This window comes from Stenotrophomonas sp. C3(2023) (genome assembly GCF_032911385.1).
Lineage (GTDB): Bacteria > Pseudomonadota > Gammaproteobacteria > Xanthomonadales > Xanthomonadaceae > Stenotrophomonas.
This window is the reverse complement of the sequence record NZ_JAWJLO010000001.1, coordinates 1,416,731-1,430,252: the sequence shown is the minus strand read 5'-3', so window position 1 is coordinate 1,430,252 and position 13,522 is coordinate 1,416,731. Positions and strand designations below refer to the sequence as shown.

The 13,522-nt window shown below is 65.5% G+C and carries 14 protein-coding genes; 9 read left to right on the top strand and 5 right to left on the bottom strand.

Annotation, left to right across the window (positions count from 1 at the left end):
• Positions 1-174 precede the first annotated feature (174 nt).
• From RZA67_RS06250 to arsC, 3 genes are all read left to right on the top strand, one after another.
• Complete coding sequence (locus RZA67_RS06250; protein ID WP_317211775.1) at positions 175-660, top strand: DUF456 domain-containing protein; 486 nt, start codon at positions 175-177, stop codon at positions 658-660.
• A gap of 127 nt (positions 661-787) precedes the next feature.
• Positions 788-1,951 carry a phospholipase A gene (locus RZA67_RS06245; protein WP_317211774.1) on the top strand — a complete coding sequence of 388 codons (1,164 nt, stop codon included), beginning with the start codon at positions 788-790 and terminating at the stop codon, positions 1,949-1,951.
• On the top strand, positions 1,951-2,292 hold the full coding sequence (arsC, locus tag RZA67_RS06240) for an arsenate reductase (glutaredoxin) (RefSeq protein ID WP_317211773.1): 342 nt from the start codon (positions 1,951-1,953) through the stop codon (positions 2,290-2,292). Before RZA67_RS06245 ends, arsC begins: the two co-directional genes overlap by 1 nt.
• Before the next feature lie 112 nt (positions 2,293-2,404).
• On the opposite strand, the gene RZA67_RS06235 is transcribed toward arsC, so the two are convergent.
• Positions 2,405-3,922: a fumarate hydratase gene (locus RZA67_RS06235; protein WP_317211772.1), complete on the bottom strand. Its 1,518-nt coding sequence runs from the start codon at positions 3,920-3,922 to the stop codon at positions 2,405-2,407.
• Positions 3,923-4,049: 127 nt separating this feature from the next.
• On the opposite strand from RZA67_RS06235, the gene sigJ reads away from it, so the two are divergent.
• From sigJ to RZA67_RS06215, 4 genes are all read left to right on the top strand, one after another.
• The gene (gene sigJ, locus RZA67_RS06230; RefSeq protein WP_317211771.1) at positions 4,050-4,940 is read left to right on the top strand and encodes an RNA polymerase sigma factor SigJ; all 891 of its coding nucleotides are present in this window, start codon (positions 4,050-4,052) and stop codon (positions 4,938-4,940) included.
• Positions 4,941-4,972: 32 nt separating this feature from the next.
• Entirely contained in the window at positions 4,973-5,419 is a 447-nt protein-coding gene (locus tag RZA67_RS06225; RefSeq protein ID WP_317211770.1) for a carboxymuconolactone decarboxylase family protein, read from the top strand.
• A gap of 104 nt (positions 5,420-5,523) precedes the next feature.
• A complete protein-coding gene (locus tag RZA67_RS06220; protein ID WP_317211769.1) occupies positions 5,524-7,380 on the top strand; it encodes an ABC transporter ATP-binding protein in 1,857 nt (618 codons plus the stop codon).
• Between the two features lie 82 nt (positions 7,381-7,462).
• A complete protein-coding gene (locus RZA67_RS06215) occupies positions 7,463-8,242 on the top strand; it encodes a ferredoxin--NADP reductase (RefSeq protein WP_317211768.1) in 780 nt (259 codons plus the stop codon).
• A 22-nt stretch (positions 8,243-8,264) separates the two neighbouring features.
• Here RZA67_RS06215 and RZA67_RS06210 read toward each other — a convergent pair whose 3' ends face one another.
• On the bottom strand, positions 8,265-8,744 hold the full coding sequence (locus tag RZA67_RS06210) for a glutathione peroxidase (protein ID WP_317211766.1): 480 nt from the start codon (positions 8,742-8,744) through the stop codon (positions 8,265-8,267).
• Positions 8,745-8,937: 193 nt separating this feature from the next.
• Here RZA67_RS06210 and RZA67_RS06205 point away from each other — a divergent pair, with 193 nt between their 5' ends.
• Complete coding sequence (locus RZA67_RS06205) at positions 8,938-11,100, top strand: M3 family metallopeptidase (RefSeq protein WP_317211765.1); 2,163 nt, start codon at positions 8,938-8,940, stop codon at positions 11,098-11,100.
• Between the two features lie 140 nt (positions 11,101-11,240).
• Here RZA67_RS06205 and RZA67_RS06200 read toward each other — a convergent pair whose 3' ends face one another.
• Both RZA67_RS06200 and RZA67_RS06195 read right to left on the bottom strand, forming a co-directional pair.
• Positions 11,241-12,044: a DUF4163 domain-containing protein gene (locus RZA67_RS06200; RefSeq protein ID WP_317213924.1), complete on the bottom strand. Its 804-nt coding sequence runs from the start codon at positions 12,042-12,044 to the stop codon at positions 11,241-11,243.
• A 135-nt stretch (positions 12,045-12,179) separates the two neighbouring features.
• A complete protein-coding gene (locus RZA67_RS06195; protein ID WP_317211764.1) occupies positions 12,180-12,494 on the bottom strand; it encodes a GNAT family N-acetyltransferase in 315 nt (104 codons plus the stop codon).
• 208 nt (positions 12,495-12,702) lie between these two features.
• Here RZA67_RS06195 and RZA67_RS06190 point away from each other — a divergent pair, with 208 nt between their 5' ends.
• Positions 12,703-12,870 (top strand): hypothetical protein, encoded by a 168-nt coding sequence (locus RZA67_RS06190; RefSeq protein ID WP_317211763.1) that lies wholly within the window; start codon positions 12,703-12,705, stop codon positions 12,868-12,870.
• Between the two features lie 26 nt (positions 12,871-12,896).
• On the opposite strand, the gene RZA67_RS06185 is transcribed toward RZA67_RS06190, so the two are convergent.
• Positions 12,897-13,520 carry a rhomboid family intramembrane serine protease gene (locus tag RZA67_RS06185; RefSeq protein ID WP_317211761.1) on the bottom strand — a complete coding sequence of 208 codons (624 nt, stop codon included), beginning with the start codon at positions 13,518-13,520 and terminating at the stop codon, positions 12,897-12,899.
• Between the last annotated feature and the right edge of the window lie 2 nt (positions 13,521-13,522).

Genomic DNA, 13,522 nt, shown 5'->3' with positions numbered 1-13,522 from the left:
AAGGGGAAGCGAGGTGCAACGATGCCAGCGGATCGGAACGATCTACCATCATCAGGCCACGATTCACGGTGACCTTGCCAAGCTCAGCAACTGCAACTTAACCCGAGCAAAATGAAATTGCAACGGTCGAAAACAACACCTGTCAACCCCAACTTGGCAAACATACGGTGAAGAATGGACCTCCCATTCATGTTTTACCTGCTAGCGGGCCTGCTGGTAGTGGCCGGCGTGGCCGGTGTCGTCCTGCCGGCGTTGCCGGGTACCCCACTGGTGTTTCTTGGCCTGCTGCTGGCCGCCTGGGCTGACGGTTTCAGCCGGGTCGGCTGGCCCACCCTGCTGGCACTGGCGGCATTGACCGCGCTTTCCTTCGTCATCGACCTGCTGGCCACCGTGCTCGGCGCGCAGCGCGTAGGTGCGAGCCGCAAGGCCCTATGGGGTACATTCGTGGGCACAGTGGCAGGACTTTTCTTCATGCCGCTGGGACTGCTGCTGGGCCCGCTGATCGGCGCCCTGCTGGGCGAGTACTGGCATGGACGCGCACTCGGTCAGGCGACGCGGGTCGGACTGGCGACATGGATGGGCCTGCTGCTGGGCGTTGCGCTCAACCTGGCGGTAGTCGTGGCCATGCTCGGCCTTTTCGGCTTTGCCTGGTGGCTGTGACGCTGGCGACATCGCGTTCACGGCCTGATGACGCCATCAAAAGGCATAAGAGGGCCAGTGCTGGCTGTTTTCGAACAGTACCGCCACACTCTTTCCATACATACTCACTATCGATGAGCCTGCGCCGATGACGCTGCCTTCTGGCCTGTTACGCCTTTCGCCCCTTCCCCTGGCCTTGGCCTGCCTGCCCGCCCTCGCCCAGGAGGTGATTGTCCCGCCGGCAACCGCGCCGGGCGCCTGTGCGGCCATTACCACCGACGCCGCACGCCTGGCGTGCTACGACCAGCTGTTCGCCCCGAATGCGCTGAGCACCGCAGAGGCCGACGCTGCAGCGGCGGAGGCCGCCGCACAGCGCCGCCAGCAGCGGCAGAACCAGCGGATGAGCCAAGGCGAGCAGCGGCTCAGCCAGCGCATGGGCGAGATGTTCCGCGCGAGCCATGAAACCCCGGCCGATACCGCCTTGGCCAATGCTGGACGTGGTTCTCTGCTGGACAGTCGCTGGGAGCTGGCCGAAGACTCCAAGCTGGGCCCGTTCCAGCTGCGCGCCTACAAGCCGGTCTATCTGCTGCCTGCCTTCTGGACCAGCGACAAGAACCAGATGCCGCAGTCGCCGAACCCGGACAACAGCGTGCGCACCCCGCAGGTGCTGGACAGCACCGAGCTCAAGTTCCAGCTCAGTTTCAAGACCAAGGTGGTGGAAAACCTGTTTGGCGACAACGGCGACATCTGGGCCGCCTACACGCAGAGCTCGCGCTGGCAGGCCTACAACAGCGAAAACTCGCGCCCGTTCCGCGAAACCAACTACGAGCCGGAAGTCATGCTTATGTTCCGCAACGGCTACTCGATCGGTGGCTGGCGTGGACGCATGAGCGGCATCACGCTCAACCACCAGTCCAATGGCCGGGCCGATCCGCTGTCGCGCAGCTGGAACCGGGTGATCCTCAACGTCGGCCTGGACCGCGAGAACTGGGCGCTGATGCTGCGTCCCTGGTACCGCATTCCCGAGTCGCGCGGCGAGGACAACAATCCGGACATCGAAGACTACATGGGCCGCGGCGACGCGACGCTGGTGTGGAACCGCAATGGCCATGAGGTCGCTCTGATGGCGCGGCATTCACTGCGCAGCGGTTCGCGCTCGCACGGTGCGCTGCAGCTCGACTACGGTTTCCCGATCAGCAACCTGCTGCGCGGCCATGTGCAGGTCTTCGACGGCTATGGCGAGAGCATGATCGACTACAACCACAAGGCCACCTACATCGGCCTGGGCGTCTCGCTGCTGGAGTGGTTCTGATGCAGGTGACGATCTGGCACAACCCGGCCTGCAGCAATTCGCGCGGCGCGCTCACACTGATCCGCGACGCCGGATTTGATCCGCAGGTGGTGGATTACCTGGGCACGCCACCGGATGCGGCCACGCTGCGCACGGTGCTGGCCGACGCCGGGCTGCGGCCGGTCGAACTGATGCGCACCAAGGAAGCAGCCTATGCCGAACTCGGTCTGGCCAACGCCAGCGATGAGGTGCTGGTTGAAGCCATGGCCGCGCACCCGCGTCTGATCAACCGGCCGGTGGTCATCACCGACAAGGGTACCCGCCTGTGTCGCCCGCCGGAGACCGTGCTGGAGATTCTGTAGTCCGGCACACCATCGATGCCTGCCCTGGCGAGTGCGAGGGCAACCACAACGGCGCCGGAAAGGCGCCGTTGTGGTTCACGCCGGCGCAGGTGATCCTGCGCGCGGCCTGCGGTCACTCGACCACGACCGGAATCTTGCCGATGCGGGCCTGCCACTCGCGCGGGCCGGTCCTGTGCACCGACTCGCCGGTGGAATCCACCGCCACGGTGACCGGCATGTCCTGCACGGTGAACTCGTAGATCGCTTCCATGCCCAGGTCGGCGAAGCCCACCACCTTGGCCCCCTTGATCGCCTTGGACACCAGGTAGGCCGAACCGCCCACCGCCATCAGATAGGCCGACTTGTTGTCACGGATCGCTTCGATCGCCGCCGGGCCACGCTCGGCCTTGCCGACCATGCCCAGCAGGCCGGTCTGCTCCAGCACCTGGCGGGTGAACTTGTCCATGCGGGTTGCCGTGGTCGGGCCGGCCGGGCCTACCACTTCGTCGCGCACCGGATCGACCGGACCCACGTAATAGATGAAGCGGCCCTTGAGATCCACCGGCAGCGGTTCACCCTTGTTGAGCATGTCGACCATGCGCTTGTGCGCGGCGTCGCGGCCGGTCAGCAGCTTGCCGTTGAGCAGCAGCGTCTGGCCCGGCTTCCAGCTGGCCACGTCTTCCGGGGTGATGGTATCCAGGTCGACCCGCGTGCCCTTGGACGCGTCGTAGGTCAGCTGGGGCCAGTCTTCCAGCGACGGGGGGTCCAGCATCACCGGGCCGCTGCCGTCCAGGGTGAAGTGCGCATGGCGGGTCGCTGCGCAGTTGGGAATCATCGCCACCGGCAGATTGGCCGCGTGGGTCGGGTAGTCGTTGATCTTGATGTCCAGCACGGTGGTCAGCCCGCCCAGACCCTGCGCACCGATGCCCAGTGCGTTGACCTTTTCATAGAGCTCCAGCCGCAGCTCCTCGATGCGGTTGGACGGACCGCGCGCCTGCAGATCGGTGATGTCGATCGGCTCCATCAGCGCCTCTTTGGCCAGCAGCATCGCCTTTTCGGCCGTACCGCCGATGCCGATGCCCAGCATGCCCGGCGGGCACCAGCCGGCGCCCATCGTCGGCACGGTCCTGAGCACCCAGTCAACGATCGAGTCGGAGGGGTTGAGCATGGCGAACTTGGTCTTGGCTTCCGAGCCACCGCCCTTGGCCGCGACGATCACATCGACCGTATTGCCGGGCACCACCTTGACGTTGACCACGCCGGGCGTGTTGTCGCGCGTATTGGTGCGCTTGCCGGCCGGATCGGCCAGCACCGATGCACGCAGCTTGTTGTCCGGATGCAGGTAGGCGCGACGGATGCCCTCGTTGGCCATGTCCTCCACGCCCATCGTGGCGTCGTCCCAGCGCACGTCCATGCCGATTTCCAGGAACACGGTGACGATGCCGGTGTCCTGGCAGATCGGGCGGTGCCCTTCGGCGCACATGCGCGAATTGATCAGGATCTGCGCCATCGCCTCCTTGGCAGCCGGCGACTCCTCACGCTCGTAGGCCGCAGCCAGGTTCTTGATGTAGTCGACCGGGTGGTAGTACGAGATGTACTGCAACGCATCGGCGACAGACTGGATGAGGTCTTCCTGCTTGATCGAAGTCACGACGGGCTCGCTTGCTCATGGCTGGCGGGGGTAATCGGACCATTTTACCCCTTCACCGACCGCAGGTAGAGTCGGTGCCCTGACCGGCGTCTGTCACAGGCGCGCGCGACCGGACGTCCTGGAATCCATGAACGCCGAACTGACTTTTCAGACCCATCGGCCGCGCCTGCTGGCGCTGGCCTACCGGCTGCTCGGTGACCGCGCCGAGGCCGAGGACGTGCTGCAGGATGCCTGGCTGCGGTGGGCCGGCGCCAACCAGGCCGATATCCGCGACCCGCTGGCCTGGCTGGTAACGGCCACCACCCGGCTGGGGCTGGACCGGCTGCGCGCAGTCAGGCGCGAACGCCAGCGTTACGCGGGACCGTGGTTGCCGGGCCCGTTGAGCGTGGAAGAGCATGCACCGGATCCGCCGCAGGTCCACGGGCAGACCGAAGCGGTATCGCTGGCCTTCCTGTCGCTGCTGGAGCAGCTGAGCGCAGACGAGCGGGCGGCCTTCGTGCTCAAGGAGGCCTTCGACATCGACTACCCGCAGATGGCCGGACTGCTCGGGCACAGCCAAGCCAACTGCAGGCAGCTGGTGCACCGGGCCCGGCAGCGACTGCAGGCGGGGCGACCGCGCTTCAGTGTCGACCCTCAGCAGCACGTACAGCTGCTGACCCGCTTCATGGAAGCCAGCCAGCGCGGTGACCGCGCCGCCCTGCAGTCCCTGCTGCACGCCCACGCACGCCATCTCTCCGATGGCGGCGGCGTGGTGACCGCCGGCATCCGTCCGTTGTGCGGCGCCGAGCGCATCGCGCGGCTGTACTGGGCCATCGCCCGACGTGGGGCGGCCGCGCCGGCACGACTTGGCTGGGTCAACGGCGAACTTGCGATTCTGCGTGGTGTCGGCAGCCAGCTGCAGTCGGTGACCACCATCGAGGTGCACGACGGCAGGATCATCGGCATCTACAGCGTGCTCAATCCGCACAAACTGGACGGGCTTGTCACAGGCGGAGGTGTCGCGACGTCCTTGGAATGAAGGCGGCCATCGGGGCCGCCATGGAGTGTCCCATGTCCGCTGCTTCCCCTCGAGTTCCCTACACCCGTCTGGCCAGTGACGCGTTCCAGTCGCTGCTCGCGACCAGCAGGATCGTCCACGACTGCTCGCTCGAGCCGACACTGATGGAGCTGGTGTTCATGCGCGTGTCCCAGCTCAACCGCTGCGGGTACTGCATGGATATCCATGGCACCGCATTGCGCAAAGCGGGGATCGATCCGCGCAAGCTCGATACGCTGCCGGCCTGGCACGAGAGCCGGTTCTTCGATGCGCGTGAGCGCGCCGCGCTGGGCTGGGCCGAGGCGCTGACCCGGTTGACCGAGGCGGCTCCCTCCGAGGCCGACTACGAGACGCTGCCCCCCCACTTCGACGAGAAAGGCATCAGCGACCTGAGCATGGGCATCGCAATCATCAATGCCTGGAACCGGCTGGGTGCCGGACTGCTGCCACCGATGCCGTAATCACCGTTGCAGCGGCCCCAGCGGGGCAGAGCCCCGCTCTACGTGGCACCTGAATACCGCGTTTCGTGCACGGAACGCGCATGCGACCGTGTGCACAATGAGGCATGGCTCCTTCCGCTCCCACCACCCGCCCGACCCTGCGCCAGCGGTTCGGCGCCCTGCGCAACCTGCCCCCGTTCCTGCGTCAGGTCTGGCAGACCAGCCCCAGCCTCACGCTGGCCAGCCTCGGCCTGCGTGTGGTGCGGGCGCTGCTGCCGGTGGCGATGCTGTACGTGGGCAAGCTGATCATCGACACCGCGCTGGCGCTGAGCCAGCACGGACCCGGTTTCCCGGGTTTCACCGAGGCCCTGGCCAGCGGCCTGCTCAATCCGCTGCTGGCGCTGCTGGCGCTGGAACTGGGACTGGCCGTCAGCTCGGACCTGCTCGGGCGGCTGGTCAGCTATGCCGATGGCCTGCTGTCGGAACTGTTCAACAACGCGACCAGCGTGCGGCTGATGGAACACGCCGCCGAGCTGGACCTGGAGGATTTCGAGGACCCGGACCTGCAGGACAAGCTGGACCGGGCCCGCCGCCAGTCGATGGGTCGCGGCAACCTGATGAGCCAGCTGTTTGGCCAGGTGCAGGATGCGATAACCGTGGCCAGCCTGGCGGTCGGCCTGGTGGTGTACGCACCGTGGCTGATCGTGCTGCTGGCGGTGGCGCTGGTGCCGGCCTTCATCGGCGAATCGCACTTCAATGCGGCCGGTTACAGCCTCAATTTCCAATGGACCCCCGAACGTCGTCAGCTGGATTACCTGCGCCAGATCGGCGCCAGCGTCGAAACCGCCAAGGAAGTGAAGATATTCAACCTGCACCGGTTCCTGGTGCAGCGGTATCGCCTGCTGGCCGAGAAGTTCTTCCTGGCCAACCGGGCGCTGGCACGGCGGCGTGCGATCTGGGGAACGCTGCTGGCCGCGTTGGGTACGCTGGGCTACTACACCGCTTACGGGTACATCGCCTGGCGCACGGTGCGCGGCGACTTCAGCATCGGCGACCTGACCTTCCTGGCCGGCAGTTTCCTGCGCCTGCGACAGCTGCTGGAAGGGTTGCTGATCGGGTTTTCGCAGGTGGCAAGCCAGGCGATGTACTTGGACGACCTGTTCTCGTTCTTTCAGATCGAGGCCGAAATCCAGTCGCCGGCCGACCCGATCCCGGTGCCGCGGCCCATCCGTGATGGCTTCGTATTCGAGAATGTCGGCTTCCGTTACCCCGATGCCGAGCAGTGGGCGGTGCGCCATCTCGACTTCCAGCTGCGGGCAGGTGAAGTGCTGGCGCTGGTCGGCGAGAACGGGGCCGGCAAGACCACGCTGGTCAAGCTGCTGGCACGCCTTTATGACCCGGACGAAGGCCGCATCCTGCTCGATGGGCAGGACCTGCGCCGCTATGACCTGGACGACCTGCGCGCCAATCTGGGCGTCATCTTCCAGGACTTCGTGCGCTACAACCTGACCGCCGGCGAGAACATCGGCGTCGGCCAGGTCGGCGCGATGGACGATCAGGACCGCATCGCCGACGCCGCACGTCGCGGCATGGCCATGGAGGTCATCGATGCGCTGCCCGGTGGGTACGGGCAGCTGATCGGACGACGCTTCAAGCAGGGTGTGGATCTGTCCGGCGGACAGTGGCAGAAGATCGCCATTGCACGGGCCTGGATGCGCGATGCGCAGGTGATGATCCTGGATGAGCCGACCGCCGCGCTCGATGCGCGCGCCGAATTCGAGGTGTTCCAACGCTTCCAGGAACTGTCCGAGCAGCGTACCGCCGTGTTGATCTCACACCGTTTCTCATCGGTCCGCATGGCCGACCGCATCCTGGTGCTGGCCGACGGCCGCATCGAGGCCAGCGGGACCCACACTGAGCTGATGGCACAGGGCGGCCGCTATGCCGAATTGTTCGAACTGCAGGCAGCAGGTTACCGGTGAGAACGCCTCTCGTTCCGCTCAATGAGAATCCATCTCATTTGGGGTAGAATGTCCGCGACGAAATCACAGAACACGCCTCCCCATGTCCTCCGCTTTCGGCGCCGAAACGGTGCTTGAGGTCCGTCACTGGACCGATGCCTACTTCAGCTTCACCCTCACCCGCGACAGCGGATTCCGCTTCGAGAACGGTCAGTTCGTGATGATCGGCCTGGAAACCGAAGCGCGTCCGCTGCTGCGCGCCTACTCCATCGCCAGCGCTAACTGGGAAGAGAACCTGGAGTTCTTCAGCATCAAGGTGCAGGACGGCCCGCTGACTTCGCGCCTGCAGCACATCAAGCCCGGCGACAAGGTGCTGGTGGGCAAAAAGCCGACCGGCACCCTGCTGATCAGCGACCTGCACCCAGGCAGGCACCTGTACCTGCTCGGTACCGGTACCGGCCTGGCGCCGTGGCTGTCGATCATCAAGGACCCGGAAACCTACGAGCGCTTTGACAAGGTCATCCTGTGCCATGGCGTGCGCTACGAGAAGGACCTGGCGTACCGCGACTACTTCGAAAAAGAGCTGCGCGAGCACGAATTCCTCGGCGAGATGATCGGCGACAAGCTGCTTTACTACCCGGCCGTCACCCGTGAGCCGTTCGCCAACCAGGGCCGGCTGACCTCGCTGATGGAAAGCGGCGCGATGCAGCGCACGCTGGGGCTGCCGGAACTGAGCCCGGAAAATGACCGCGCGATGATCTGCGGCAGCCCGCAGATGCTGGCCGACCTGCGCACGGTCCTCGATGCCCGGGGCTTCCAGGTCTCACCGCGCATCGGCCAGCCGGGTCACTACGTGTTCGAGCGCGCCTTCGTCGAGAAGTGACGGGCGCTGGCAACAGCACGCCTCACAGCAGGCGTTCCACCGCCACGCGCAGCTGTTCGGGGCGCGTGGAGGGGGCATGGCGTGACACCACTGCGCCGCTGCGATCGACCAGGAACTTGGTGAAGTTCCACTTGATGCGGGCGCTGCCGAGCAGCCCCCGCCGCTGCTGCTGCAACCAGGCCCACAACGGGTCCGCACCGTCGCCGTTGACCTCGATCCGGCGCGACAGCGGGAAGCTGACCGGATAGTCGAGCGAGCAGAACTGCCGGATCTGAGCGGCGTCGCCCGGTTCCTGCGCGCCGAACTGGTTGCAGGGAAAGCCGACCACCACCAGGCCGCGTCCACGATACTGCTGCCACAGCTGCTCCAGCCCGGTGTACTGCGGCGTGAACCCGCAACGGCTGGCCACGTTGACCAGCAGCAACGGCCGACTGCGGTACTGCGCAAGGTCCTGCGGCTGGCCATCAAGGTCGACAAAGCCGAAATCGTACGCAGTGGACATGGAAAGGCGCTCGCGAATGTTCACCGCATGATAACGCCCCCCCCCTGCGGCCGGGTCGCGATGGGATCGCCGACCGTGGCGTCTGCGCTGGGGCGCAGCACGCGCCCGGTCGCCTGCAACGTGCCTTTTGACACACGTCCCGTCACAGCGGCGCGGGTTACCCTCGGGCACTTGTATAGAAGGAGTGCTTCCCTTGACGACCCGCCTTGCCCTCGCCGTGGCCGTGACCCTCGGCCTTGCCCTGCCCGCCTATTCGGTCAGCGCCGCCACCCCGGCCGCCAACGCCGAACAGGCCAATCCGTTCTTCGCCGAAAGCCCGCTGCCGCTGCACTACCCGCAGTTCGACAGGATCAAGGACAGCGACTTCGCGCCCGCCTTCGACGCCGGCATGGCCCAGCAGCTGCAGGAAGTGGAGGCCATCGCCAACAACAAGGCCAAGCCGACCTTCGACAACACGATCATCGCGCTGGAGAAGAGCGGTGAAGTGCTGGACCGCGCCACCACCGTTTTCTTCAGCCTCGTGGGCGCTGACACCAATGACGCGCGCAAGAAGCTGCAGGCCGACTACTCGGCACGCTTCGCCGCGCACAGCGATGCCATCGCGCTGAACGGCAAGCTGTTTGCCCGCATCAAGGCCCTGTATGACACCCGCACCCAGCTGGGTCTGGATGCCGAAGGCCTGCGTCTGGTGGAGAAGTACCACGACAACTACGTGCGCGCCGGCGCCAAGCTGTCCGACGCGGACAAGGCCAAGCTGAAGCAGATCAACGCCGAGCTGGCCAACCTGGGCACCAAGTTCAGCCAGAACGTGCAGTCCGAAGTGAACGCTTCGGCGATCACGGTGGAGGACGTCAAGGAACTGGACGGTCTGTCGGCCGAGCAGATCGCCGCCGCTGCCGAGGCCGCCAAGGCCCGTGGCCTGGACGGCAAGTATGTGATCACCCTGCTCAACACCACCGGCCAGCCGCCGCTGACCAACCTGGCCAACCGTGCACTGCGCCAGAAGATCTTTGAAGCCTCGGTCGCCCGCGGCAGCCGCGGCGGTGAGTTCGACAACACCGCGCTGGTGTCGCGCATCATGCAGCTGCGCGCCGACAAGGCCGCGCTGATGGGCTTTGCCAACTTCGCCGCCTACAACCTGACCAACCAGACCGCCAAGACCCCCGAAGCGGTCAATGCGATGCTGGGCCAGCTGGCCCCGGCTGCGGTGGCCAACGCCAAGCGTGAAGCTGCCGACCTGCAGGCGATGATCGACCAGGAACAGAAGGCCGCCGGCCAGCCGACCTTCAAGCTGGAGCCGTGGGACTGGGCCTTCTACAGCGAGAAGGTGCGCCAGGCCAAGTACAACTTCGACGAATCGCAGCTCAAGCCCTACTTCGAAATGAAGTCGGTGCTGGAAAACGGTGTCTTCCACGCCGCCAATCTTGAGTTCGGCCTGACCTTCAAGCAGCGCACCGACCTGCCGGTGTACCACGACGACGTCACCGTCTACGACGTCTTCGATGCTGATGGCAGCCAGCTGGCGATCTTCATCTTCGATCCGTACGCCCGCGCGTCCAAGCGAGGCGGCGCCTGGATGAACTCCTACGTTTCCCAGTCGGAGCTGACCGGTGACAAGCCGGTGGTTGCCAACCACCTCAACATCCCCAAGCCGCCGGCGGGCCAGCCGACCCTGCTGACCTGGGACGAAGTGACCACGACCTTCCACGAGTTCGGCCACGCGCTGCATGGCATGTTCTCGGACGTGAAGTATCCCTACTTCTCCGGCACCGCAGTGCCGCGTGACTTCGTCGAGTTCCCCTCGCAGGTCAACGAGATGTGGGCCGACAATCCGGTCATCCTTAAGAACTACGCCAAGCACTACCAGAACGGCAGCGTGATGCCGCAGGCACTGCTGGACAAGGTGATCGCCGCGGCCAAGTTCAACCAGGGCTTTGCCACCACCGAGTACCTGGGCGCGGCCATGCTGGACCAGCGCTGGCACCAGATCGGCGCCAGCCAGGTGCCGGCAGCGGCCGATGTGATGAAGTTCGAACGCGAAGCGCTTGAAAAGGCCGGCATCTACTACGCCGCCGTGCCGCCGCGTTACAAAACCCCCTACTTCAGCCACATCATGGGCGGCTACTCGGCCGGCTACTACGCCTACATCTGGTCGGAGGTGCTCGACGCCAACACCCAGAAGTGGTTCCGTGAGAACGGCGGCCTGACCCGTGCCAACGGCGATCACTTCCGCAAGACCCTGCTGTCCAAGGGTGGCAGTGTCGATGCGATGCAGCTGTTCCGTGATTTCGCCGGCCACGAGCCGCAGATCGAACCGCTGCTGGAAAAGCGTGGCCTGACCGGCGCCAACGACTGATCCCGCACACCGCAGAATGAAGAAAGCCGCCCGGGCAACCGGGCGGCTTTTTCATTCTCGACGATTGCAGCAGCTGCACCACCTTCGATCCGGCAAGCGCGGCCACGCGATGCGTATGCGCTGTGCGGCGCGTGCGGCGCTCAGCCGCCAGCAAACAGTGTCGTGTACTCCGCCGACAGATGCGGCTCCAGTACCGAGGCAGGCACATCCGCGGTCTGGGTCCCGTCCGCATACGGTGCCACCTGGTAGGGCGGGAACACGAAACGCAGTGCCGTGATCCTGCCTTCGCCGTCGACGATGGGCTCAAACTGGCTGAAATTCGCTGCATCGGCGCCGGTGCCTTCGGCAATCATCCGGGTGGCCGACCGCAGCGATTCCTGCAGTTCACCAGGTTGCAGTTCCTCACCACTCAGGCGGGTCGCCACGCGCTCGCGCAGCTGATCGGCCACATAGCTGCTGATCGCCTGCCAGCCTTTGGGGTCGGTGATCAGTTCACTGGCGGCCAGCATCTTTTCCCGCTTCGGCAACCAGACAAAGCGCGCCACCAGCGGTTCGCCGTGGGCACCACCGGTGTACCGGCTGCCTTCAGCACTCACCGCAACAACGTTCGGCGTTTCCTGGAGTTTTTCGAACGCCAGCGACAGTTCATAGGGCATACGCGGCTGGTCGTTGCCCAGGCCGTCGAGCGCCTGCTGCAGCTCTGCCCTGGCAGCGGTGCTGTAGGCAAGCAAAGCGCTGGCCAGACCAGGGTAGCGCTCCAGCCCTGGCGGGTAGCTGATGCCGATGACCGCCTGCGGGCTACGTTCGATCACGTCCGTCAACGGCGCGCTTGAGGCTTCGCCGGCCGCAGCCGCGTCCTGCGCGGGGGCGCCGCTCACGGCGGGCGCTGCCACCGTCCCGGTCGCCTCATCGTTGCGGCCGCATCCTGACAGCACCATCGCCATCGCCAGCCACACCCCGGCTACCACCGGCCGACCGGCCCGCACTGCACCCATGCTCTTCATTACCTGCCCTGCATGCCTCATTGCTGCGTCCTGCCTGTCATTGCGCTGCCGGGTCCGCCGGCAACGGCGCTGGTCTCAACCGGCCAGCAGGTCATCAAACTCTTCATGGCGTGCCATGAACGCCTGCGCATAAGAGCAGGCTGGCTCCACCTTGTACTTTTTCTCCCGCGCCCATCGCAGTGCCACGCGGGTCAGTTCACCGGCGATGCCCCTGCCGCCGATCGCCTCAGGTACCTCGGTGTGGGTGATGACCATGCGACGCGGCCTGGAGGCCGGCCGAAGCTGGTAATCGAGCAGGGCCAGGTATCCGCTCACCCGCGCGGTAAAACGCTGGTGTGCCTCGTCGTGCTCGATCTCGTAAGCCAGGCCAGGGGGCGTCACCGAAGCCATGAGCGGTCTCCTGCAGCGGTACTGGGACGATGGTGCGCAGGCAGCCGCCACGATGGCGTGAAGTATGAACCCGCCTCAGGCACTTGGGTAGCGCAAGGGGCGACGGCCGCTCAAGAAAACGGCAGGCCGGCCGATACCGCGCTCAGCGAGGACATTCACGCCGACCCCGCCACCTGACCCGCTTTGTCCCTGTCACCGGAGACCGCCCATGCATACCGCGACCGAGCCTGATGGCAGTACCGACAGCCTGTTGCTGGAGGGCCTGCTGCAACTGGCCGTCGAAGGTCGGACCGACGCGCGCGAGTTCCAGCGCATCGGCGAGGAAGTCCACAGCCGGCTGCTGGCCGCCTATGCCGAGGGAGCCTCTAACCCGTAGTGCCGGGCTCTGCCCGGCAGTACACCTCAACCGCCGAAGCCGAAGCGCGGATTGGCCAGTTCGGCCAGGAAATGGTTGAAGATCTGCGGGCGCATGGCGAGCATGAACAGCACGCCGAAGGCCGCGCCCGCCAGATGGGCGCTGTGGTTGATGCGGTCCCCACCACGCCGTTCCATCCAGATGCTGTAGCCCACATAGAACACCGCGTACACGATCGCCGGCGCGGGGATGATGAACACCAGGATCGTCGTCCACGGACTGAGCAGGATGAAGGCGAACAGCACCGCCGACACCGCACCGGATGCACCGAGACTGAGGTAGTTCGGGTTCTTCTGGTTCTTCAGATAGCTGGGCAGGATCGAGACCAGCAGCGCGGCCAGATAGAACGCCGGATAGGTGAGGTAGCTGCCGGTCATCGCCACCATCACCGCTTCGATCTGCCGTCCGAAGAAGAACAGCGTGATCATGTTGAAGATCAGGTGCGGCCAGTCGGCATGGATGAAACCGTAGGTGATCAGGCGGTCGTACTGGCGGTGGCGGTCCACCGCCGGCGGCCACAGAATCAGGCGGTCGGCGAGTTTGCGGTTGTTGAACGCCATCCACGACAGGATGGCGGTCACAGCGATCAGCAGCAGGTTGACAGGACTCATGT